Origin of the sequence: Flexivirga endophytica (assembly GCF_014640635.1) — a bacterium.
GTDB classification, from domain to species: Bacteria; Actinomycetota; Actinomycetes; order Actinomycetales; family Dermatophilaceae; genus Flexivirga; species Flexivirga endophytica.
In genome coordinates this window covers 1-19,014 of sequence record NZ_BMHI01000010.1, presented here as the reverse complement: position 1 = coordinate 19,014, position 19,014 = coordinate 1, and the positions used below count along the sequence as shown (strand labels likewise).

Annotated in this window: 17 protein-coding genes; 13 read left to right on the top strand and 4 right to left on the bottom strand. The window is 65.8% G+C overall.

Going from position 1 to position 19,014, the window contains the following annotated elements; translation table 11 throughout:
• From IEX71_RS22290 to IEX71_RS22270, 6 genes are all read left to right on the top strand, one after another.
• The coding region (locus IEX71_RS22290) for a hypothetical protein (RefSeq protein ID WP_229749957.1) at positions 1-745 on the top strand (745 nt) is incomplete at its 5' end.
• A 459-nt stretch (positions 746-1,204) separates the two neighbouring features.
• Positions 1,205-1,465, top strand: coding sequence for a P-loop NTPase family protein (locus IEX71_RS22775; protein ID WP_308421005.1), 261 nt, complete (start codon positions 1,205-1,207; stop codon positions 1,463-1,465).
• Positions 1,420-1,716 (top strand): ATP-binding protein, encoded by a 297-nt coding sequence (locus IEX71_RS22875; RefSeq protein WP_373284670.1) that lies wholly within the window; start codon positions 1,420-1,422, stop codon positions 1,714-1,716. Before IEX71_RS22775 ends, IEX71_RS22875 begins: the two co-directional genes overlap by 46 nt.
• Before the next feature lie 648 nt (positions 1,717-2,364).
• Positions 2,365-3,288 carry a hypothetical protein gene (locus IEX71_RS22280; protein ID WP_188839300.1) on the top strand — a complete coding sequence of 308 codons (924 nt, stop codon included), beginning with the start codon at positions 2,365-2,367 and terminating at the stop codon, positions 3,286-3,288.
• The gene (locus IEX71_RS22275; protein WP_188839299.1) at positions 3,285-5,528 is read left to right on the top strand and encodes a hypothetical protein; all 2,244 of its coding nucleotides are present in this window, start codon (positions 3,285-3,287) and stop codon (positions 5,526-5,528) included. The genes IEX71_RS22280 and IEX71_RS22275 overlap by 4 nt, the downstream gene beginning before the upstream one ends.
• A gap of 49 nt (positions 5,529-5,577) precedes the next feature.
• Positions 5,578-5,757 (top strand): hypothetical protein, encoded by a 180-nt coding sequence (locus IEX71_RS22270; protein ID WP_188839298.1) that lies wholly within the window; start codon positions 5,578-5,580, stop codon positions 5,755-5,757.
• 83 nt (positions 5,758-5,840) lie between these two features.
• Here IEX71_RS22270 and IEX71_RS22265 read toward each other — a convergent pair whose 3' ends face one another.
• Positions 5,841-6,698 (bottom strand): hypothetical protein, encoded by an 858-nt coding sequence (locus tag IEX71_RS22265; protein ID WP_188839297.1) that lies wholly within the window; start codon positions 6,696-6,698, stop codon positions 5,841-5,843.
• Positions 6,699-6,910: 212 nt separating this feature from the next.
• Between IEX71_RS22265 and IEX71_RS22260 the strand changes: the two genes are divergently transcribed.
• From IEX71_RS22260 to IEX71_RS22240, 5 genes are all read left to right on the top strand, one after another.
• The gene (locus IEX71_RS22260) at positions 6,911-7,258 is read left to right on the top strand and encodes a hypothetical protein (protein ID WP_188839296.1); all 348 of its coding nucleotides are present in this window, start codon (positions 6,911-6,913) and stop codon (positions 7,256-7,258) included.
• Positions 7,255-8,679, top strand: coding sequence for a hypothetical protein (locus tag IEX71_RS22255; protein ID WP_188839295.1), 1,425 nt, complete (start codon positions 7,255-7,257; stop codon positions 8,677-8,679). Before IEX71_RS22260 ends, IEX71_RS22255 begins: the two co-directional genes overlap by 4 nt.
• Positions 8,680-8,749: 70 nt before the next feature.
• Positions 8,750-9,181, top strand: a complete 432-nt coding sequence (locus IEX71_RS22250) for a hypothetical protein (protein ID WP_188839294.1) — start codon at positions 8,750-8,752, stop codon at positions 9,179-9,181.
• A complete protein-coding gene (locus tag IEX71_RS22245) occupies positions 9,120-9,953 on the top strand; it encodes a DUF8462 domain-containing protein (RefSeq protein WP_188839293.1) in 834 nt (277 codons plus the stop codon). The genes IEX71_RS22250 and IEX71_RS22245 overlap by 62 nt, the downstream gene beginning before the upstream one ends.
• 310 nt (positions 9,954-10,263) lie before the next feature.
• Entirely contained in the window at positions 10,264-13,110 is a 2,847-nt protein-coding gene (locus IEX71_RS22240) for an NACHT domain-containing protein (RefSeq protein ID WP_188839292.1), read from the top strand.
• A gap of 148 nt (positions 13,111-13,258) precedes the next feature.
• Here IEX71_RS22240 and IEX71_RS22235 read toward each other — a convergent pair whose 3' ends face one another.
• On the bottom strand, positions 13,259-14,119 hold the full coding sequence (locus IEX71_RS22235) for a DUF2726 domain-containing protein (RefSeq protein ID WP_188839291.1): 861 nt from the start codon (positions 14,117-14,119) through the stop codon (positions 13,259-13,261).
• Positions 14,120-14,186: 67 nt separating this feature from the next.
• Positions 14,187-15,347 carry a DNA cytosine methyltransferase gene (locus tag IEX71_RS22230; protein WP_188839290.1) on the bottom strand — a complete coding sequence of 387 codons (1,161 nt, stop codon included), beginning with the start codon at positions 15,345-15,347 and terminating at the stop codon, positions 14,187-14,189.
• Between the two features lie 140 nt (positions 15,348-15,487).
• Between IEX71_RS22230 and IEX71_RS22225 the strand changes: the two genes are divergently transcribed.
• Complete coding sequence (locus IEX71_RS22225) at positions 15,488-16,672, top strand: hypothetical protein (RefSeq protein ID WP_188839289.1); 1,185 nt, start codon at positions 15,488-15,490, stop codon at positions 16,670-16,672.
• A gap of 733 nt (positions 16,673-17,405) precedes the next feature.
• Positions 17,406-17,900 carry a GntR family transcriptional regulator gene (locus IEX71_RS22715; protein WP_373284669.1) on the top strand — a complete coding sequence of 165 codons (495 nt, stop codon included), beginning with the start codon at positions 17,406-17,408 and terminating at the stop codon, positions 17,898-17,900.
• A 36-nt stretch (positions 17,901-17,936) separates the two neighbouring features.
• On the opposite strand, the gene IEX71_RS22210 is transcribed toward IEX71_RS22715, so the two are convergent.
• The coding region (locus IEX71_RS22210; protein ID WP_444542670.1) for an integrase core domain-containing protein at positions 17,937-19,014 on the bottom strand (1,078 nt) is incomplete at its 5' end.

The following is a 19,014-nucleotide window of genomic DNA, read 5'->3' as shown; positions in this document are numbered from 1 at the left end:
GGAGACCTCGACATCTACCTGCGGACCGACGCGCCCGGCCGACCTACACCCTCATCTGGGAAGAGCCATCAAAGGGCCACACTGGAGATCGGTAACCGTCGCGGGACTTGGTTGTTCGCATGTGGGTGCACTTTCACCAAATCCGCTGCACCGCGTGAAGGGCTGGGTATGCTCCGCCGCATGGGATACGGCGACCAAATGGGTGGAACTCGGCAGCTTCGAAAAGCTCGCTCGCGAACTGTCCAGCAGGCTGAATGGCGTGAATGACGTGTTCCCACCGGGGGGGGTGATCATCGATGCGATCGCGCCTTGCCTGACGGTGATGCAAGCCGAACTAGAGGCATTCACGGCCGCCGTCGACGACCACACGCCGCGCCAGATGCTAAGCGTCGACGACGTGCAACCCATCGTCACACCTGACAGCCTTGAATACTGGATGGCTCTCAGCGACGGCAATGGCTTGTATATCCAAACCAGCCGACCGCGGGGCCGAAGGTTGGATCAACCTAACCGTGACGAAGCGTTCTCCCCGACCGGTGGTGGAGACATCTCGGTCGCGGTCTATGTCGACGGCGCTGACTATCCCCAAATAGAACGCCTGTTTCACCACGTGGACGACCTAGTGCAGGCGCCGGGCTACGACGGTCCAACCGATGGTGAGGTGCAAAGCGGGTCGTGGTTTCGTCAGTCGACGGCGAAGGCGAAGGCGAAGCCCTCACATCGGATACATTTGCGCAGCGCCTGATCAAGATGGAGCGCACTCGAACTCGCGGGGCTCGACGTGCAGCAGGCGAAGGTCGATCGAGAAGAAGTGGAAGCGGTGGCTCGCCTGCTCGCGGAAAATCCGCGAAGTCACACTAATTTGTATCCGCGCTGGATCCATCCTGATCGCAAAATCTCGTACGCCGCACAAGCCAGCTGTTGTGGTGCGCACCCTGTCAGAAAGAGAGACTCGCGCGCTCGAGCGATGCCCGGAGATCGACACCCCGAACGGGTGCTTGAGGCTCCGTCGCCGACCACCAGCGGGTCTGAGCCCAGCACCAGACGATCACCGACTCCGAGCACACCGGCTCCGCCAAGCTCCTGCGCCAAGGACGCGCCGACCTGCTGCGGCCGGTCGCGGACGCGGTCACCGGCGAGGAGGTCGAAGTCCGCTCACTCGGCGTCTACGACCAGATCCTCAGCCTCGTCGACGAACTGGTGGATGAGGAGGTCTGCTGATGGCTGCACCCACGACCGACGGACCGCCCCGAAAACGGGCCGCGACGCCACCAGCGAGCTGGAGTACCTGGCGAGGGCGCTGAAAGCGCCGGCCCTGCGGAAGTCGGTCGAGCGGCTCGCCGAACGCGCTCGTGAAGAAGCCTGGACCCACGAGGAGTTTCTCGCAGCCTGCCTGCAACGCGAGGTGTCGGCGCGTGAATCCCACGGCGGCGAGGGCCGGATCTGCGCCGCCCGGTTTTCCTAGCCGCAAGAGTTTGGAGGACTTCGATTACGACCACGCCCCGCGGACTGAAGCGAGAGGCCATCGGACACCTGGGCAGCCTGGACTTCGTCGCCGCCCAGGAGAACGTCATGCTCCTCGGCCCGCCAGGAACGGGCAAGACGCACCTGACCACCGGGCTGGCGATCCGGGCCTGCCAGGCCGGGCACGGGTCATGTTCGCCACCGCGTCCCAGTGAGTCGACCGGCTCGCCGAAGCACACCACGCGGGGCTGACTCCATGACGAGCTCCGCCGGCTCGTCCGCTACCCCGCCTGGTCATCGGCGAAGTCGGCTACATCCCCTTCGAACGCGAAGCAGCCAACCTGTCCTTCCAACTCGTATCATCCCGCTACGAACGCCGCCAGCCTGATCGTCACCTCCAACAAGAACTTCGCCCGCTGGGGGCGAAGTCTTCGGCGACGACACCGTCGCGCCGTCGCTACGAGTGCGCGAGCATCGGACGGTCTCCCGCGTCAGCACAGACCGTAGTTTCTGTTCAGCTGCGCCGGCACCGGCATGAGGTGTTCCTTCGGCACCCAGCGATGTACTACCGCCGGTTCATCATCTTCAGGCAGTGAGACCACGTCGACGATGAGCGCCCAGTAGCGGCCAGCCCGCCGGCTCCAGCAGATGATCAGGACCTGGCGGGGGACGTCATGAGGATGCCTGCCATCGCGGACCCATGCGTGCCGGGTCCTTGTCGGCTCCGGCCAGGTTCGTTCCCGACGTGACTGCCCCATGGGAATCCGACCTCCTTCGCGACATCGAACAAAGTTACTACTAGTGCGTCCTGTAAGTCGTGCCGCACCTCGTGAGCGTGGACATGCCTCGGGCTCCTTCCGGTCAGTAGGGCCAGCCGCAACTGGCCGTCCGGAGGTAGCGATGACATACAACAAACAGTGGGAGGTCGGTTGGCAGCGCGACCGCGCACGAGGCATCAACCGCTACGTCGACGCCGAACCGACCCGAGAAAAGCTGCAGGGCTTCATCGATGCCAGCGTGCCGTTGAGAACCCTCAGCCGCGCGACCGGGATCAGCGACACCGGGATCAGCAACATCGTTGCCGGCCGCAACTCACGCGTGCAGCGAGCCACGGCCGAGCGTGTCGACCAGCTCAAACTTGCCGACATCTACTCCCAGGCAGAGGGCATGGTTCCTCGCGTCGGGGCCGTCCGGCGGGTCGAGGCGCTCCTGGCCCTTGGTCACAACCACGCCGCCATCGCGGCCGCCGGTGCGCGAGACACCAGCATGCTGCTCTACAGCCCGGGGGAGCTGATCACGGCCGGCCGATGGCGGCAAGTCCGCGACGCCTACGACAGGCTCAGCATGACCCCGGGAGACTCCCCGCTGACCCGCCAGCGGGCCGAGAGCCGCGGCCTTGCCCCGCCACTGGCCTGGGACGAAGCCGACATCGACGACCCCTCAGCAAGACCGCACCACCAGGTGCCCGCCGGCGAATCGAACGTCGTCGACATCGTGGCGGTGCAACGGGCGATTGCGCGTCAACGACCAGACACCAACCTGACAAAGGCCGAACGGTTAGAAGTCGTTCGAGCGATGGCGTCGACCGGGGCATCGGACCACGAGATCAGCTTGCACACCGGCGTCAGCGACCGAACGGTCCTGCGCGACCGCATTGAGTTCGGCATCGAAAGCCGCTGGGGGACAATGCCATCCGCAGCGCACTGGGATCTCATGGAAGCCCGCAGCATCACCCGCCGGAGCGACTCCGCCGGCCGGGACGCGGAACGCAAAGCCATCATCACCACGCCATCACTTGACCAACAGCACGGGATCGCGCGATGACCATCACTCAACCCACACGCGTCGCCGCCGCGGCTTTGGTCGCGAACTCACTCCACGGCGGCGAGCGGTTGGACCTGCCGCTGCCAGGGGAGCTCTCTGGGCCATCGCTCTTCGACGGCCTGCCGCGCGGGGTACACGTCGGCGACGGTGACGTGTCCTTCGGCCCAGCCCGCGGTCAACGCGATGAGATGACCATTCAGGGGCCGTACGGCTTCATCAACGTGTGTGCGCAGGACGGCCGCCACTGGATCGAGCTTGTCGGTAAGACGCACCCCGACCTCGGACTGCACGAACCGTGGTCGGTGCGAACCGACCTCCACGGCGCCGCCGACCGGCTCGGCATACCGGCAGCGGATCTCGCTCCGTTGCTCCAGCGGGCAGGGATGGCGCTGGTGTGGGCACGAGCCGAACTCGACGCAGCACTGCCACCCAACGGGCTCAAACAACGGGAGACGAACATGGCCGAGCAGAACATTGACGCAGCGCCGTCGTACCGAGATACGTTGCGAATGGACCCGACGGAGGCGCTGACGATGGGCGTCGAGGGTGCCGGCCAGACCGCCGACAACGAGAGACTGCGGCGCGCCCTGAACGTGATCGCCCAATACGACGCGGTCGACGATCGAGCCTTCGCTGCGGCGAGGGGTTCGGGCAGTCTGCTCGACCCATCGGTTCCCGAGCCGCCGGCGGCCAGGCTGCTTGTCCTGCACGGAGGGAACGTCTCGGCCGCCGCGAACGATCCGGGCTTCGAACGGCTGGTCGCCACCTACGAAGGCCTCCAGCCTGGCCACGAGATCGTCAACGACGAAGACGGGCTCCGCGAGGAATACGTCGACCCGCTCGCCGTACCGGGCAACAAGGAGTGGCTGGCCGAGCGAGTCGCCGAACTACAGCACGACCTTGGTGCGCCGAGCCCGGTGGAGAAACCGGTCGACCCCGTAGCTCCGGAGACGGAACCGGATCATCAAAACCCGTATTCCACGTCCATGGACGGGCAGGGGGCGTCCGTCGACGCTACCGACGCGGAACAGGCGAAGATCGACGCGCAGGACGTCGCGGCGGTCACGTTCAACCCGGAGGCGATGGACGCGGTCGCAGACGGGCGCCTTGTGGTGATGGAACCGTCATACGGCGGTGTCCTGGAGAACTCGGACGTGGTCGTGACCGCGGCTGCTACGGGACGCGGCGATGTGTTGGTCAGGGTCGACGCCGACCACCAGGTGCACGCAGACCTGCACTTGGCGGGTGGGACGGTGCTGGACGCGAACCCGCAGCAGGTTGCCGACACGCTTCGGGTCGATCCGGAAACCGCGCGTCAGACCGTGTTGGCGGCAGCCCATCAGCTGCAGCGAGGGCAAGTCGCCTACGAGGCGCGAGAAGATGTTGACGCCGCAGTGGCGGCGTTCGATCAGCACCGCGGGCAACAGGCCAGGGAGGCGTTGCACTGGGGGAATGGGCCGACGAGTCAGTCTGGACTCCAGGACGCAACCCAGCAGGTCCCGAGCGACCTCGCGGAGGCAAGGGGCGATCTCCGGTCGGCGCCCCGGCCGCCGACCGGACGCACGGCCGCCGTCGGCCCCTGGTCGCTCCGGTCCACAACCACCCCCGTTCTGACGGGGGTGATGACCATGGATACACGAGAGCTGGTCGACCAGGTCGAAGCGTCGCTCGCGCAGGCGCAGCACTTCCTCGGCATTGCCGACTACGACATTCAATCGGCGACCGCGGGGGCGCAGCGTCGAGCACTGGAGGGCACCCCACTGCCTGGCATGGTTGCCGCTCACCGCGACGCCGCGGCGGAGGCGTATGACGCGCTGCAACGCGGCAGCGAGCACGTCAACCACGGGTACGCCGGCGTCATCGCGTTGACCAAGGCGCCGCACTTGACCGACGAGAATCACGACTGGGTCGTGGGCACTCTGGCCGGTGTCGTGGAGGCGATGGTCGCTGCGAGCAAGGCGACCCCGCACCTCGAGGCCGGAACGACACACCTGTTCGCCGCCAACAACCCGGCCGCGGATCCCCGCAGTGTCAGCAGCCAGCTGGTGAAAGCCCGTGACGAGCTCAGCTTGGCGATACCGCACGTGTCAACGGCCGCCCGGGTGGTCGACCAAGCAGCCGCACGGCGCAGCCCGGACGGCCAGGTCGGCCCGGCGCAGCCGCTGGCACGCGCACAGGCCCGGCAGCAGATGGCCGTGCCCACCACGGCTGGCACACAACCGGCAGGGCCCAGGCGCTGAACGATTACCGAGTTGTTGTCGCACTCATAGGAGATAGGAGAAGAAATCGATGTGTAGTGATTACCCCGACGGCCGCTGCCGTGACGAAGCCCTCGAGGTGGGAGCGGAGGAGCGAGACCGCCGCAACGCCGACCTGGAGGAAGCTCGCTCGGCACAGTGCGCGGCCGCGGCCGAGCAACATCCGTGGGCGTACGACGCGACGGAGGGCTACTACGGACGGCCCCGGTAGGGAGGGGACTCCAACCAGCGAAACGGGAGAGCTGGGCATCCCCGAGGGGCTGTCCAGCCTCCCGTCGTTGGCCTGTTGTTGTTTCAGCTCGCAGCTCCGGTTGGGGCCAGGGTCAGCTCCCGCCGCTGGCCGCCGACCTGCAGGGCGTGCACCCGCTGCAGGGCCTTGGGAGCACGGGCGCTCGGCCGCAGGACCTCGGCGAGACAGGTACCGAAGCCGTGCTCGATCACGAAGCGGTCGCCTTGGCGTTGCAGGAGCAGCTGCTCGCGGCGTTCGCACCATGGCACCAGGTAGGTGACCACGACGATCCCCGCGGTCAGCAGGTCGAAGACCGGATGCCCCTCGGTAATGCCCTGAACCGCGGCCGCCGTGGCAGTGACGAACCGCAGCCGCCAGGCCAGCGACAGCAGCGGCTGGACCGACAACAACGCGACGGCCGCGCGGCAGACCGCCCGCATCGTCTTCCACGGCAGCGTCCAGAACGCCACGGCGGCCTCGAACCGGCGAACTCCGAGACCGAGCGCATGCGCGATGATCGCCGCAGCACGCTCGTCGAAGGCACCGCCGGCCCGCACGGCGCGCATCAGCCCGGCCGAGACGACCAACGTGTGCCGGCCGAAACGCGTGGCATAGACGCGACCGGAATCGCTGACCCGCACGTCGACGTCGCCGGCGACATGGTGCTCGCGCAGGACCGCGAACACCGGCTTGAGCGACGCGACCTCGTAGCCGAGCGGCTCCCGGGCCCCAGCCAGCACCTGCGCAGCGGTCGCCTCGGCTCGCCCCGATAGCAGCACGGCCATGACCACGACGCCGACGACGAAAACCGGCAACGCGATCACACCGGGCAGGACCGCCCCGACGATCACGACCAGGACCGTGCTGGTCGCCAGCGCGGTCAGCGCTGGCACAACCCGCAGGAGTGTTCCTCGATCGCTCATCGTGTTCTCCCTCCACCTCGGGTGGTGCATTTCCTTCAACGTTGGCGATCAGTGATCGCCAACGGCCCTCATCGCGCCTCTTGAGGGTGAAGCCAGTCTCACGCACCTCACAGACACCGCGCCGGAGTTATCCACAGACCTCGTCGACGGGACTGCGGAGACCACCGCGGATCTGGCTGGATGAGGGCACTACCGACGAAGAGGAGCACCACATGCGAACGCCCGAGGTCCTGCACGTGGACACCGACGAAACGATCACCGCGATTGCACGTTTGCTGCGGGAGGCGGCGCAGCAAGCGTGGAAGCGCGCCGACCGTGAAGGCCCCGACTCACCCTGGCATGGCTTAGGGCTCGGCATCGTCGTCGTCGCCGCGCAGGCGACCGAGTTCGTCCCGGCCGACGTCGACCCCGTCGAACCGGTCCCGCCACAGGGAGACATCGGCCGGCTGGTCTGCGCCGCCGACGACCTGGCACTCGACCTGCCCGTCGACGGAACCCTGCCGGGAATCTCCGAACTCATCGTCGCCCTGACCGACCTGCGTCGGGAGCTCACCCAATGACCGGGGACGAACGCAGTGTCGGCGAACTGCTCCTCGACGCAGACTTTCAGGCACGCACCCTGCTACTGGACGTTGTCGGCGACGACACACCAGCCCTGCTGCGCACATGGGGCGAAGTGGTGCAGTCGGCAGGCGAGCTGTGGGCCGGGCTGCCGCAGCTGTCCTCCAGCCCAGCGGACGGCGCCACGATGCAGCAGCTCGAGACGATGGCACGCGGTATGCACCGCCACCAACTGGCGCGCAACTGGCCAGGCCCGGGCGAACTCGACCAACGGCTCCGCGGAATCGCCGAAAACTTCGTGAGGGCAGCGGAACTGGTGGACGGTAGGGACCGTGCACGTGACACCTGGCCGCCGGCAGTCCGCGCCGACGTCGACGCGGTCAAGATGCGCGTCATGCACACCTTGTACGTAGCCGCCCATGGCGTGGGCGTCGCTGTGCATCAGCACATCCAGGACACTGAGGACCGCTTCGGAAGCAAACCGAGCCTGAACAACCGGGCCGTCGCTCGAGGACGCGACGCCGCCGCCCAGCTGGAGGTCTTTGAGCAACTCGCCGGCGCGCACGTCGGGACCGGCTTCGCGAAGGTCATGCGCGGCGAGCACCGACACGCGGTCGGCGCCGACCGGCTGTACCAAGCGATGGCGACATGGGACGTGCAGGCCCACCGCTCGATCGCCGCCGCCCCCACAGCCACCCACCTACACCTGGTGGCACGCACACAGGCATTCCTGAGCGCAGCGACAGCACACATCATGGACGCAGCCGTCCGAACCCAGCAGTTGGACACCGACAGTTTCCGGCATCAGCTCAGACCCGCACTCGAATCGACCCACACTTCCTGGAACCTGGTCGCACGACGATGCGAGCAGATAGCCGACCGGCGAGACCGCCCGGACGTTACCCTCGTACGCGCGGCCGGAGAGCTGCGGGCGGCGATCACCGAAGTTGGATACGACAAGACAGCGTGGGCAAGGCCTTCGACGATCGCCTCGCGCGTCGACCTCGACGCCACCGTTGCCACCTTGCATCAAGGGATCGCTGCGGCCGTCGAGGCCGCGGTCATGACACGAGACGCACTCAACGACAGACGAATGACCGGATCCGCCCGCGGCATCGCCGACTGGCAACACGAGTACCTCGATGCCGCGGCCGCGAACTGTATGCGGGCGCCGATCGCCTCGTGGGTCGACGCCGGCGACATCGCCCACGGTCGGCAGGTTCCACTGTCCCGGGCGGTGAGAGCAGCGCTCGAGGACCTGGCCGAGGCGGTCACCGACGACAGCCGCCGGACGATGGCATCGGCCTCGGGCATCCGGCAGACCGTCACCATGGCGACGGCGCCGGCCGCCCCGATCCGGTACAAGGCACCGACGCCGTGGGCGCAGCCGGTGCGTCCACAGCGTGGCCACACGCCCTAGGACAGCCACCCGCAACCCGATAAAGCCAGATAAAAACGTAGGTTTATCGGAAAGTATCTGGGAGGACCTGATGCAACCCAGTCCATACACCCCCGGTGAGATCGCACGCAGGGTTCCTGGCCGCTCGGTGCCCTTGGGTCAGATCGACGAGCGATTGGCTTACCTCAGCGACCTGCGGCGGCTCGTCGGGCGCATTCGCGTCGATCAAGGGCCACGCGGGATCGGCAAGACGTCACTCTTGCACGAAGCGAGCCTGATGGCGACACGACGAGACATCCTCACCATCTGGGTGACGGCCGGCGAAGCCGGCGGACTGGCGACCTCCATCGCTCGGGAGATCGACCGGGCGACCGGTGGGTGGTCTGGCCGACGAGACCTCAGCGAACGCCTGAAAGGCGTCGACGTCGGCCTGCAGCTCGGTGTGCCCGGGGTGGCCGTCCGTGAAGGCCAGCTGGAAGCCGGACGACGTAGCCGGCGCCGGGCCGCCAGCGGGAACGCGTGAATTCGAGGACCTGCTCGTCGCGACCCACGCGGTTGCCGTCGAACACGGCAAGAAAGGCCTGGTGCTGTTCGTCGACGAGATCCAGGACGCGGACCCGCTCAGCCTGAAATTGCTCGGCTACGGATGGCAGGACTTCCAACGAGAACGCCCGGATCTGCCGGCCGCGGTGTTCGCGACCGGGTTGCCGAGCAGCAAGCAGGTCATCAACGACGCCGTGAGCCCGTCCGAACGCTTCGCCTTCAAAACTCTGGGTGACCTGTCCACGGACGCGGCGATGATCGCCTTGGCCGGTCCGGCACGTGAGCTGGGCGTCGAGTGGGAGCACGACGCCGTGCAACTGGCCGTCGACTACACCAAGGGATACCCGCACGCCGTGCAGCTGCTCGGCTCCTACGCGTGGGAGGCCGCCGCCCTACCCGACCCCGGTGCCCGAATCAGCAGCGATGACGTGCGAGAGGCGATTCAGCACACACGCGAGGACCTGCAGGAGCTGTACGACTCCCGGCTCAGCCGCATCCGGGTACCGTCCGAGCGCCAATTCGTCCGCGTAATGTCAGCGCTCGGCGACGGTCCGGTGCACCGTAACGCCATCGCCAACGAACTCGGCCAGGCAACGACCTCAATCAGCAGCACACGCCAAGCACTGCTCAACGCCGGCGTGATCGAGGAAGCCGGCCGCGGCTACCTGCAGTTCACCATCGACGGCTTTGCCGCGTTCGCACGGCAACACTTCGGCGACTCGCCTCCGCATCGGCGGAGCCAGGACTCGTAAATTCAGTAACTGATCAGCCAACCAAGCTGGCCCTGTCTCGGCGGTGCATTATTGCGGGCGGACACCTGGTGGCGGCGTCGCCTCGGTCCTCGTTCGCACGCTGAACGACAGGGTGATGCCCCGTGGTTCCCTGGTAATGGCTCTTACCAGGGCATGCCAAGCACCGACCGTCGCGTGAGCCGGTGGGACCGATCCGGGCGCTGACATCAGCCGATACGGTGATCGGGAGATCGTCTCTGGCTACTACCGGATCTCATGCGAGGTTCCGCTTCGGGGACCAAATGGCCAATTCAGGGAGGAAGGAGGTGCGATGGCCAGCTATGACCTGCAGCGCCTCGGCGGAGTGGGATTCCAAGACGTCGTCGCTGCGTTGGCCATCACGCAATTCGGCCCGCAGGTCCGGCCAATGGGCCGGGGCAAGGACGGCGGCCGCGACCTGCTCGTCGACCGAGGCCGGATTGTGTGGTCATCCAAGGACGACGAGAACTCTGAGGTGTGGGAGGGCACGACCGTCTTCCAGGTCAAGCACAAGGAAACACTCGAGGGCACCCAGAAAGATCCTTCCTGGTTCTGGAAGCAGATCAAAGATGAGCTCGACGCATGGAGCATGCCTGACACGACACGTGGCGACGTGCCCGCCTACCTCGTCTTTGCGACCAACGTCCGTCTCACGCCGGTCTCCGGCACGGGCGGGTTCGACACCATCAACGCCAAGATCGACGACTACATTGCCGCACTGAACAACGATGCCGCTGAGGACGATCTCCCACGATCGTCGCAAGATGAAGCGCGTAAAAGGCGTCGCGCCCGACGCGACCGGATGAGCAGACTCCAAAAGTGGCGTCTGTGGGACGGCAACCAGATCACCGGGCTGCTCGACGCACACCAGGAGGTGCGCCGCGCGTTCGACGGGTTCCTGACCGCCGGGGACGTGCTGGCGGACCTGTCGGCGCTCTCGACCAGCCTGAGCCAGGAGCAGCTGGGAACAGCGCTGCGCGAGCATGCGAGGACGACGCTGTTGTCCGAGCGCCGCGTCTACTTCGACGAGGCCGGCGGCGAGACCAAGGGTGTACCCGTCGAAGAGGTCGCGATCGACCTGCCGGTGCTGGTGGGCGATCCGGCCACCAGCGACCGTGTCATCGGCTACGTCCTGAACCGCGGTGAACAAGTCCTCAAGCCAAGCGTGACCACGCGGGCCAAACCGCGGCACCTGGTTATCACCGGTGCGCCGGGCAACGGCAAGTCGACGGTCGCCAAGTTTCTGACGCACGCATACCGGGCGGTATTCGTGGGGGAGGACATCGACCTCGGCGACGACCACGAAAGGGCCGTGACCCGCACAAAGGAGGCGCTGCGGGCGATGGGTGTGCGAGTCCCAGCGCACCGCAGATGGCCGATCAACATCAATCTGGCCAAGTTCGCCCTCGAGCAGGGCACGAGCGAGGATTACACGCTGCTGCGCTGGATCGCGCAGGACCTGAACCGCAGGGTGAACTCCAAAGACATCCCGCGGTGGGAGCTGTGGACGTGGCTGAAACGTTGGCCTTCGTTCATCGTGCTGGATGGCCTCGACGAGGTCACCGAGCCTGCTGTTCGGCAGGCGCTGATCGCGCACATCGAGGCGTTCGCGGCCGACCTGGAATCGGACAGCTGTGACGCCCTTGTCGTCGTGACGACCCGACCGACCGGATATCAGGACGAGGTGCCGACCGAGGTGTTCGAGCGCATCGACCTGTCCGACCTCGCCGTCGACGACGCTCTGCGTTATGGGCGGTTGGTGACCCGGGTGCGGGTGCCTGATGACGAGGAACGCCGCGCCGGGATCATTGCACTGCTTGAGCAGGCAGCGCTCGACGACGGGCTCAAGCGTCTGCTGCGCACCCCGCTGCAGACCCTCATCATGTCGATCATCGCGGAGTCGTCCGGTCAGTTCTCGCCGAGCCGCTTCGCACTGTTCTGGGGCTATTTCAAAACCATCGAGCAGCGCGAGCAGAAGAAGAAGTTCGCCTACGGCAAGCTGCTGCGCGACCACGCGCCGCAGGTTCTGGACCTTCACCTGCGCGTGGGACTGCTCCTGCAGCAACTGGCCGAGACCGCCGAAGGCACCGACGCAGTACTGACCCTGGACGAATTACGCGATGTGGCCTGGCGGGTGCTCGACGACGCGGGGTATGAGCCGTCGAACAACGACAAGGCGCTGCTGGAGCACATCCTCACCGCAGCCATGCACCGACTCGTGCTGCTGACCCTGCGTCCCGACGGCGGCTACGGCTTCGACGTGCGGTCACTGCAGGAACTCATGGCAGCGTACGAACTGACCACCGGCACACTCGAGCAAACGATTCCCCGGCTGCGCCGCATCGCTGCCTCACCACACTGGCGCAACACGCTACTGTTCGCGATCGGCCGGTACTTCTCCGAACCCCAGCCGCACCAGAAGCAGGAAGCCACGGACCTCATTCTCACCCTCGACGACGACGCACCGGAAAGGCTCGGGTCGGTATTCCCGGTGAGTCCGTACGTCGCGCTGGAGGTGATCGACGACGGCATGGTGTCGGAGCCGAAGTACCTGTATCCGCTGGTCAGCCACGCGATGAAGGCCCTTGGGGATGTTTCGGGCGGGCTCGGCCAGCAAGAGGCACGGATGCTTGTCTCAGCCGCCACCGGATCCGAGGCGGTCAGGCGGCTCATCGCTGACGGGCTGCGCGAGGCGCTCGGCGGGCCGGCGATGTCGCGCGGCGGTGCCGAGTTCGTACAACAGGCGGTCACGGATACCGGGCACGCGATGCACCTGCGTACCGAGGTGCTCGGGCTGGCCAGCGTGCGACGCGATGACTCGAAGAGACTGTCCGACGAGCCGGTGCCGGACTGGGACTTGTTTGACGAGACGCTGTTCGCATACTCGAGTCCCGGCACCGAGGACGCGCTCGAGATCGTGAAAGCACTGATCACGGACCTACGGCGAGTTGTTGACGTCGATGACGACCGGCTGGAGGAGGTGCTCACGCTTCTCGAAGTCCCCGATATCGCACTCGTCTTTGATGAAGCCTTGAGCAATGTCGCGGCCGGCGAGCCGCGGCTCATGGCGATCATGCGGCACGAGCTGCTCCCCGGAATATGGCGGCGGCAGGTCGACTTGGGTGACGGTGTTCCCTGAAGGTGAGTCGGCGGCAGGTCATGGTCGCAAACGACCACGGGTCGCCAGTTGTGTCGGATCTTCCGGCCAAGTGCGCTGGGACACGTCGCGGAGTGTCTGAAAGCTGAGTCGCCCCTCGCGCTTTGCCCAGCCAACGGTTGCGTCCTTACTACCCAGGCAGGTTCATACCGCCACTGCAGTGCCACTCGTTGTCAGCTTCCAGCCCTGCCAGCAACTGTTCGCCCTGGGTCTTGTTCAACGCCACCGGTTCATCCGCTTCGTATCGGTGGATCAGCCAACCGAGTTCTGCCATCGCCAGTTCTTCGGCGACGGCGAGGGACGAGATCCCCTCGATCGCGAACGACCGAAGTGTGCAGGAGGACGTGAGGTACTGCCCGTTGCGCAGGCTCAGCACGCACTTGGCCTCGGTCGTGCCGTCGGTGTCCCGCCACCAATGGCCGGACCAGTGCATGCGGCCGGACGCGGCAAAGGTGTGCAATCGTTCGATGGCAGCGGTGTCGAGACCGGTGAAGGACGGATGCTCCGGGTCGCTGGTGTCGATGATCGAGTTGTGGACGAATGGTTCGTCGGCTGGGATGAGTCCGTCCTGCTGCGCGGCTGCGAAAGCCTTGCCGTATTCATGCATCTGGAGGATGTATCCGAGGACGCGCCAGCGGCCCTCTTTTCGCGCGAACTGGCTGTCGATCCGCAGCAGCGTGAGTCCGGCACCCGCGCACAGGCGGTCCTTGAGCGCATCCCGCTCGCGCTGGCGGGTGTCGGTCAGGTGCTGTTTGCCGTCGTACTCGACGGCTAGCACTGGCTGGAGCGTCTCGGCGTCGAAGGCCACGAAGTCGAGGTGAGCCATGAACGCGAAGTCCCGCTCCCGGCGTGTCCAGGAAGGGTCGTCGTCCACGACGTCACGCAGCCGGGTCTTGAGGGTGAGGCGATATCCCTGACTGTCGGCCCAGCGTTGCAGGTCGCGGTCCACGGCCGCCTCCTGCAGGTTCACCAGGGGCTTCAGACGGTTCACAGTGACCAGGCTAGCCACCAGGTGTGACATGGAATCAGAAACGGCTCAGCAGGCACGGCCCTATCGATCAGCCTGCATACCGGTCGTCTTCGAAGCCGACAACCCTCAGATATCCGAGTTGCGTCAACAATGCCCGCACGACGGCTTTGCCGAGCTCCAGTGGCACCGCGTTACCGAGTTGCCGCTGCGCATCCGCACGACCGCCGTCGACCTGGAAGTCGTCGGGAAACGACATCAGCCGCAGCATCTCGTTGACCCGCAGGCGACGGGCCCGCTCCTGACCGGAGGCCGTCCGGACATTTTCCCAGTGGAACGGACCGACCCATGGCCCAGGCTGTGCCTGCAACGTCGTCGATGGCCGGTCCGGATCCAACCGCAATAGGAACGTCCAATAGCGACTGCGCCAGGTGAAGTGGTTGCGCCCGCCGTAACGGTCGGTGTGCCACAGATAGTTCTGACCCGGTGGGACTTCCGCCGCGAGTTCTCCGTAGTTGCCGTCAACGATCTCATCCTCGGCGGCTTGCGCGAGGCGCGGCAAGCCCGCAAATGCTTGGGAGCACGTCACGTGCGGCAGTTTGCTGGTGTCGAAGGTGCGGGTGTGCTCACTCCATCCCGAGTGCGTCGGCTCGGGAAATTCGAACCTCTCCCCGTCGCGGCGGCCGACCACGAACACCCGGCGGCGCAGCTGCGGGACGCCGTAGTCCGCCGCCAGCAGAACCTTCCACTGCGGGTTGTAGCCCAGTTCCCCGAGGCCCTTGAGCAGCCGCTCGAACTGCGTCTTGTGGGTCTTGTAGGTCAGGCCCTGCACGTTTTCCAGGACGAACGCCTCGGGTCGAGCGTCTCGAACGACCCGCACATACTCATCGAGCAAAGAGGCGTTGGGGTCACGGCTCTCCCGCTTCTGCTCCAGCCAGAACCCGGACTTCGAGAATGGAGTGCATGGCGGGCCGCCGACCACGAGGACGGGCTCGCGCGTGCGCAACCCCGCCTGCGCCAGGATCTGCTCCGTCGGCACCTGTCGGATGTCGCCGCTCAGCGTGGCTGTGGCCGGCATGTTCTTCCGGAGCGTGCGCAGCGCCGGCTCGTTGTAGTCGGTCGCGATCGACACACGAAGCAAACCGGTCCCGGTGTCACCAGCGTCGAGCGGGTCGGCGTCGGCGCGCTCGACCGCCAGGTCGAGCCCACCAGCGCCGGAAAACAAGCTCACAACCGGGAGCTGCTCGCCCACGTGGTACCTCGTTTCGTCTTCTGACGTCCGCGTCCGGGCCGTCCGTTTCCGACCAGTATTGTCGGCCCCTAGTCTGCAGTTGACGACCGACATGCGCACATTCCATCCAGGCGCGGCGTGTCGAAACCGAAGGGGTGCGCGTGGTTGACGAGTTGCTCGCCGGTCGATCCGTCGGTGAGATTTACCGAGTTGCGCGCCGTCGGGACCTGCACGACTTCTTGCACGAGGCCGTCAAGGCGTCCGACGGGCAGGTGCTGTACGCCAGTAGCCCACAGCGCGCGCCGGTCTACCTCGGCGTGCAACTCGCTTCTGATGAGCGGATCGGAATGCTTGTCTACCCGTTCCGCGTCAACTCGAGGGCGACGCAGAATCGTCCCGACGACGAGGTCCGCGGCCAGCTGCGGTACGGCTCGGAGAAGAGCTGGCTGCGCGAACATCCCATCGGCCGCGACATCGCGGGCGTGGACGTGACGATGATTCTCGGCATCGACCTCGACGACGAGGTGATCCTGGGCCTGGACGCGCAGCTGTGGGACCCGCTACCGATGGGCATCTCCTTCTACTGCAAGAAGGACGACATCGCGCGCGCCAAAGACACCGGCTGGTATGTCTGGGAAAAGATCAATCGGCCCGGGCCCAAGCGGGCTGAACCTCGCTCGCCGACAAATCTGGAAACCGTGGTCGCCTTCATGCCGGACCGGCTCGTCGACTACGCGCGTCTGGAGCGCCGGTCGACGGCACTGCGCCTGGAGCCGGCATTGCGCTACGTGGCCGCGGTCGGGATGAGGGAGCAGACGCCGCCGGAGTCGCCGCAACGTCACGTCCTGGAAAAGCAGTTCGCACTGAGCAGCGAGCAGATCCTCAACGTCATCAATGGCCGCAACCGGCTTTCCGTCGCAGTGCGCGGCGGGGTCGCCGAGTACCACCTCGAGCAACAACTGACCGGCGCACCAGGCATCAGGTCGGTGCGACGACTCGACGTGGATGCGATGCACGACTTCGACGTCACCTTGGACGACGGCACCCTGTGGCGCGTCGAGTGCAAGAACGCCAGCCCGAAGACCTTCGCCTCCGGTGAGTTCAAGGTCGAAGTCCAGAAGACCAGGGCGTCCAAGGGCGACGCCGCCTCCCGGTTCTACGCCGTGGACGCGTTCGACGTCGTGGCCGCGTGCCTCTTCTCGGTCACCGGGCAGTGGGAATTCCGCTTCGGCCGGACTCGCGACATGGCGCAGCACAATGGGTTTCCGGGTCGGCTCGCGGCCATTCAGAAGATCACCGACGACTGGACGGACAGTCTTCCCGCCCTGCGCGAAAAGGATCGCTGAAACAATCTGCAAGACGAACACGAAGTCGAAAACCGTGCGCTGACCGAGCCGGAATCGAGCCATGTCCGTGGCCCCGTCGGCGGTGCACGCACCAAGCCCATGGAGAACTGATGGAGTTTGAACCGCCATTCGTGGCAGCCGTCCAGGCGGCTGTCACACCGAGCGACGCGGACGTGCTGGTGGCTCGCGAGTCATCCTCGACACGCTGTCGGAGGACAGCGCGGCGGACGACAACGACATCGTGGGAATTGTTCCGGCATCCACGAATTGCGCAGGCAAAGCACGCGAGCTCATCGACCAACACATGGTTCTACGCGCGCTACTCGGGCCCAGGCTGCGTCCTGGTTGACCATCACTGGAAGACAAACAAGTTTTGCGTGTCTACCCGATCCAGCCCGGTTGTCGAACGCATACCCGTCGGCCATGGGCTGATTGGCACACGTTCCGACGTCACTGTGGTATCTCACATTTGGCCGAATGCCGCTTCGGCGTCCTGCTCGGTCATTCGGCAGACCTACCGAGGGGAGGTCTTCGGCTGCGAAGCACGGGGCGGCAGCCTCAGGCACGTGTAAGATTGTCCTGTCATTATGTTCTGATGCGCGCTGTGAATCCACCTGATGGAGGTGTGCCAGGCGGCCGGGCGAGGACGGGGCTGAACGGTGGGTCGAAGACAATTTGACGAGTTCTCTGCGGAGCCGTTGCATCATCAACTACAGCAGATTTCCTCCAGAAAATTCGCTCCGGCGACTGGCCTGTCTGGCACCGCTTGGAATCAGAACTTGCGCTGTCGAAGGAGTCCGGGGTTAGCCGCCCGACGATGTGGCAAGCACTCCTCACCTTGGCCAATAAAGGCTATCTGAGGCGCACACGAGGCCGCGGCTCATTTGTCACCGAACGGAGACCTAATTTCAGCGTCGTACCGTTCCCCCTTCCAGGGCGGGCATGCCACCACGATGAGGTACTTGGTATTGAACTCGTGGAGATCGACGTCGACGCGGCCAGGTCCATGGGGCTGCCGGACACCACGCGTCTGGTCCGGATCGACCGGCTGCGATACGAAGGGGATGCGTCGATGGCGCTCGAGCGCACGTATCGAACAGGTGAGGTGTACGCAATTGGGGATATGGACATCCCGGGCAATCTCATCGACTTGTGTGGTGACGGATACGGAATCCGGGCCGACGAATGTCGCGTACCGGTCCAGTGTGATGTCTCAGAACATCGGTGACGTTTCTACCTCAGGACATCGGTGACAGTTGGTGTGTCAGGACATCGGTGACGGTGGGGTGCGCTGGTTGGCCAGGAAGCCGCGGGGGTTGCCATTACCGACGAACGTGACGCCTGGGTCTGGGCGGGGGTGGTTGGCGATCTCGGTGCCGTGTTGGTCGAAGAACGAGATCGTCTGGGTGTCCCACAGGGCGTGGACTTCGGTGCCGGCGTGGGCGGTCCCCAGCTGGTAGCGCACACCCTCGACGCGGGTTTTGCCGTCGGTGTAGACCCGCACGGTGCGCTCGCCGATATCGGTACGAGGCGCGCGTCGCCGCGGGCGCCTGGTCGTTGACGGCTCGTTCTGTGGCTGTGGTCGCGGCGCCTCGGCCTTGGGCGTGGCGTCCCACGCTTGTTGCGGGGTGATCCTGCCCGGCAGCCCCTGGTGAGGTCGTTGCGTGTTGTAGATGTGGTCGAATTCATCGACCAGTTCTTGTAATTGGTCCAAGTCCTCGGCCAGTGGCCGCTTGTTCAGCCACTGGAACAAGGTTTGATGCCAGCGTTCGTTCTTGCCCTGCGTGCTGGGCTTGTACGGCTTACCGGTGATCGGGTCGACGCCCAGGGCCTTGACGTGCTCCACCAGTCGCCCGATGTACCCCAGCCGGGACGGGTTCAGCGCCATCCCGTTATCACTCAGCAGCCGTTGCGGCACCCCGTGCGCGGCGATGCCTTTGGACACGACCTCGATCGCTGCGGCGGAAGTCTCCCCGGACGCTGCCAAGGACGCGACCGCGTACCGGGAATGGTCATCAATCAACTGGAAGATCACGCACTTACGGCCACGCGTCAGAACGTACTCGGTCGCGTCCAGCTGCCAGCACGCGTTCGGATTCGGGTACACGAACCGCCGCCACGCGGACCGCGGCCGCTTCTTCGGCTCACGCCGAGCCACTCCCCGTTCCCGGAAAATCCGCGCCAAGGCCGGGATCGAGGGTGCCTGCAAACCCATCGACTTCATCTTGTCGTGCACGCTGATCGGGCCGTAGTCCAGACCGGAGGACTCCAACGAGGCTCTTCCCAGATGAGGGTGTAGGTCGGCCGGGCGCGTCGGTCCGCAGGTAGATGTCGAGGTCTCC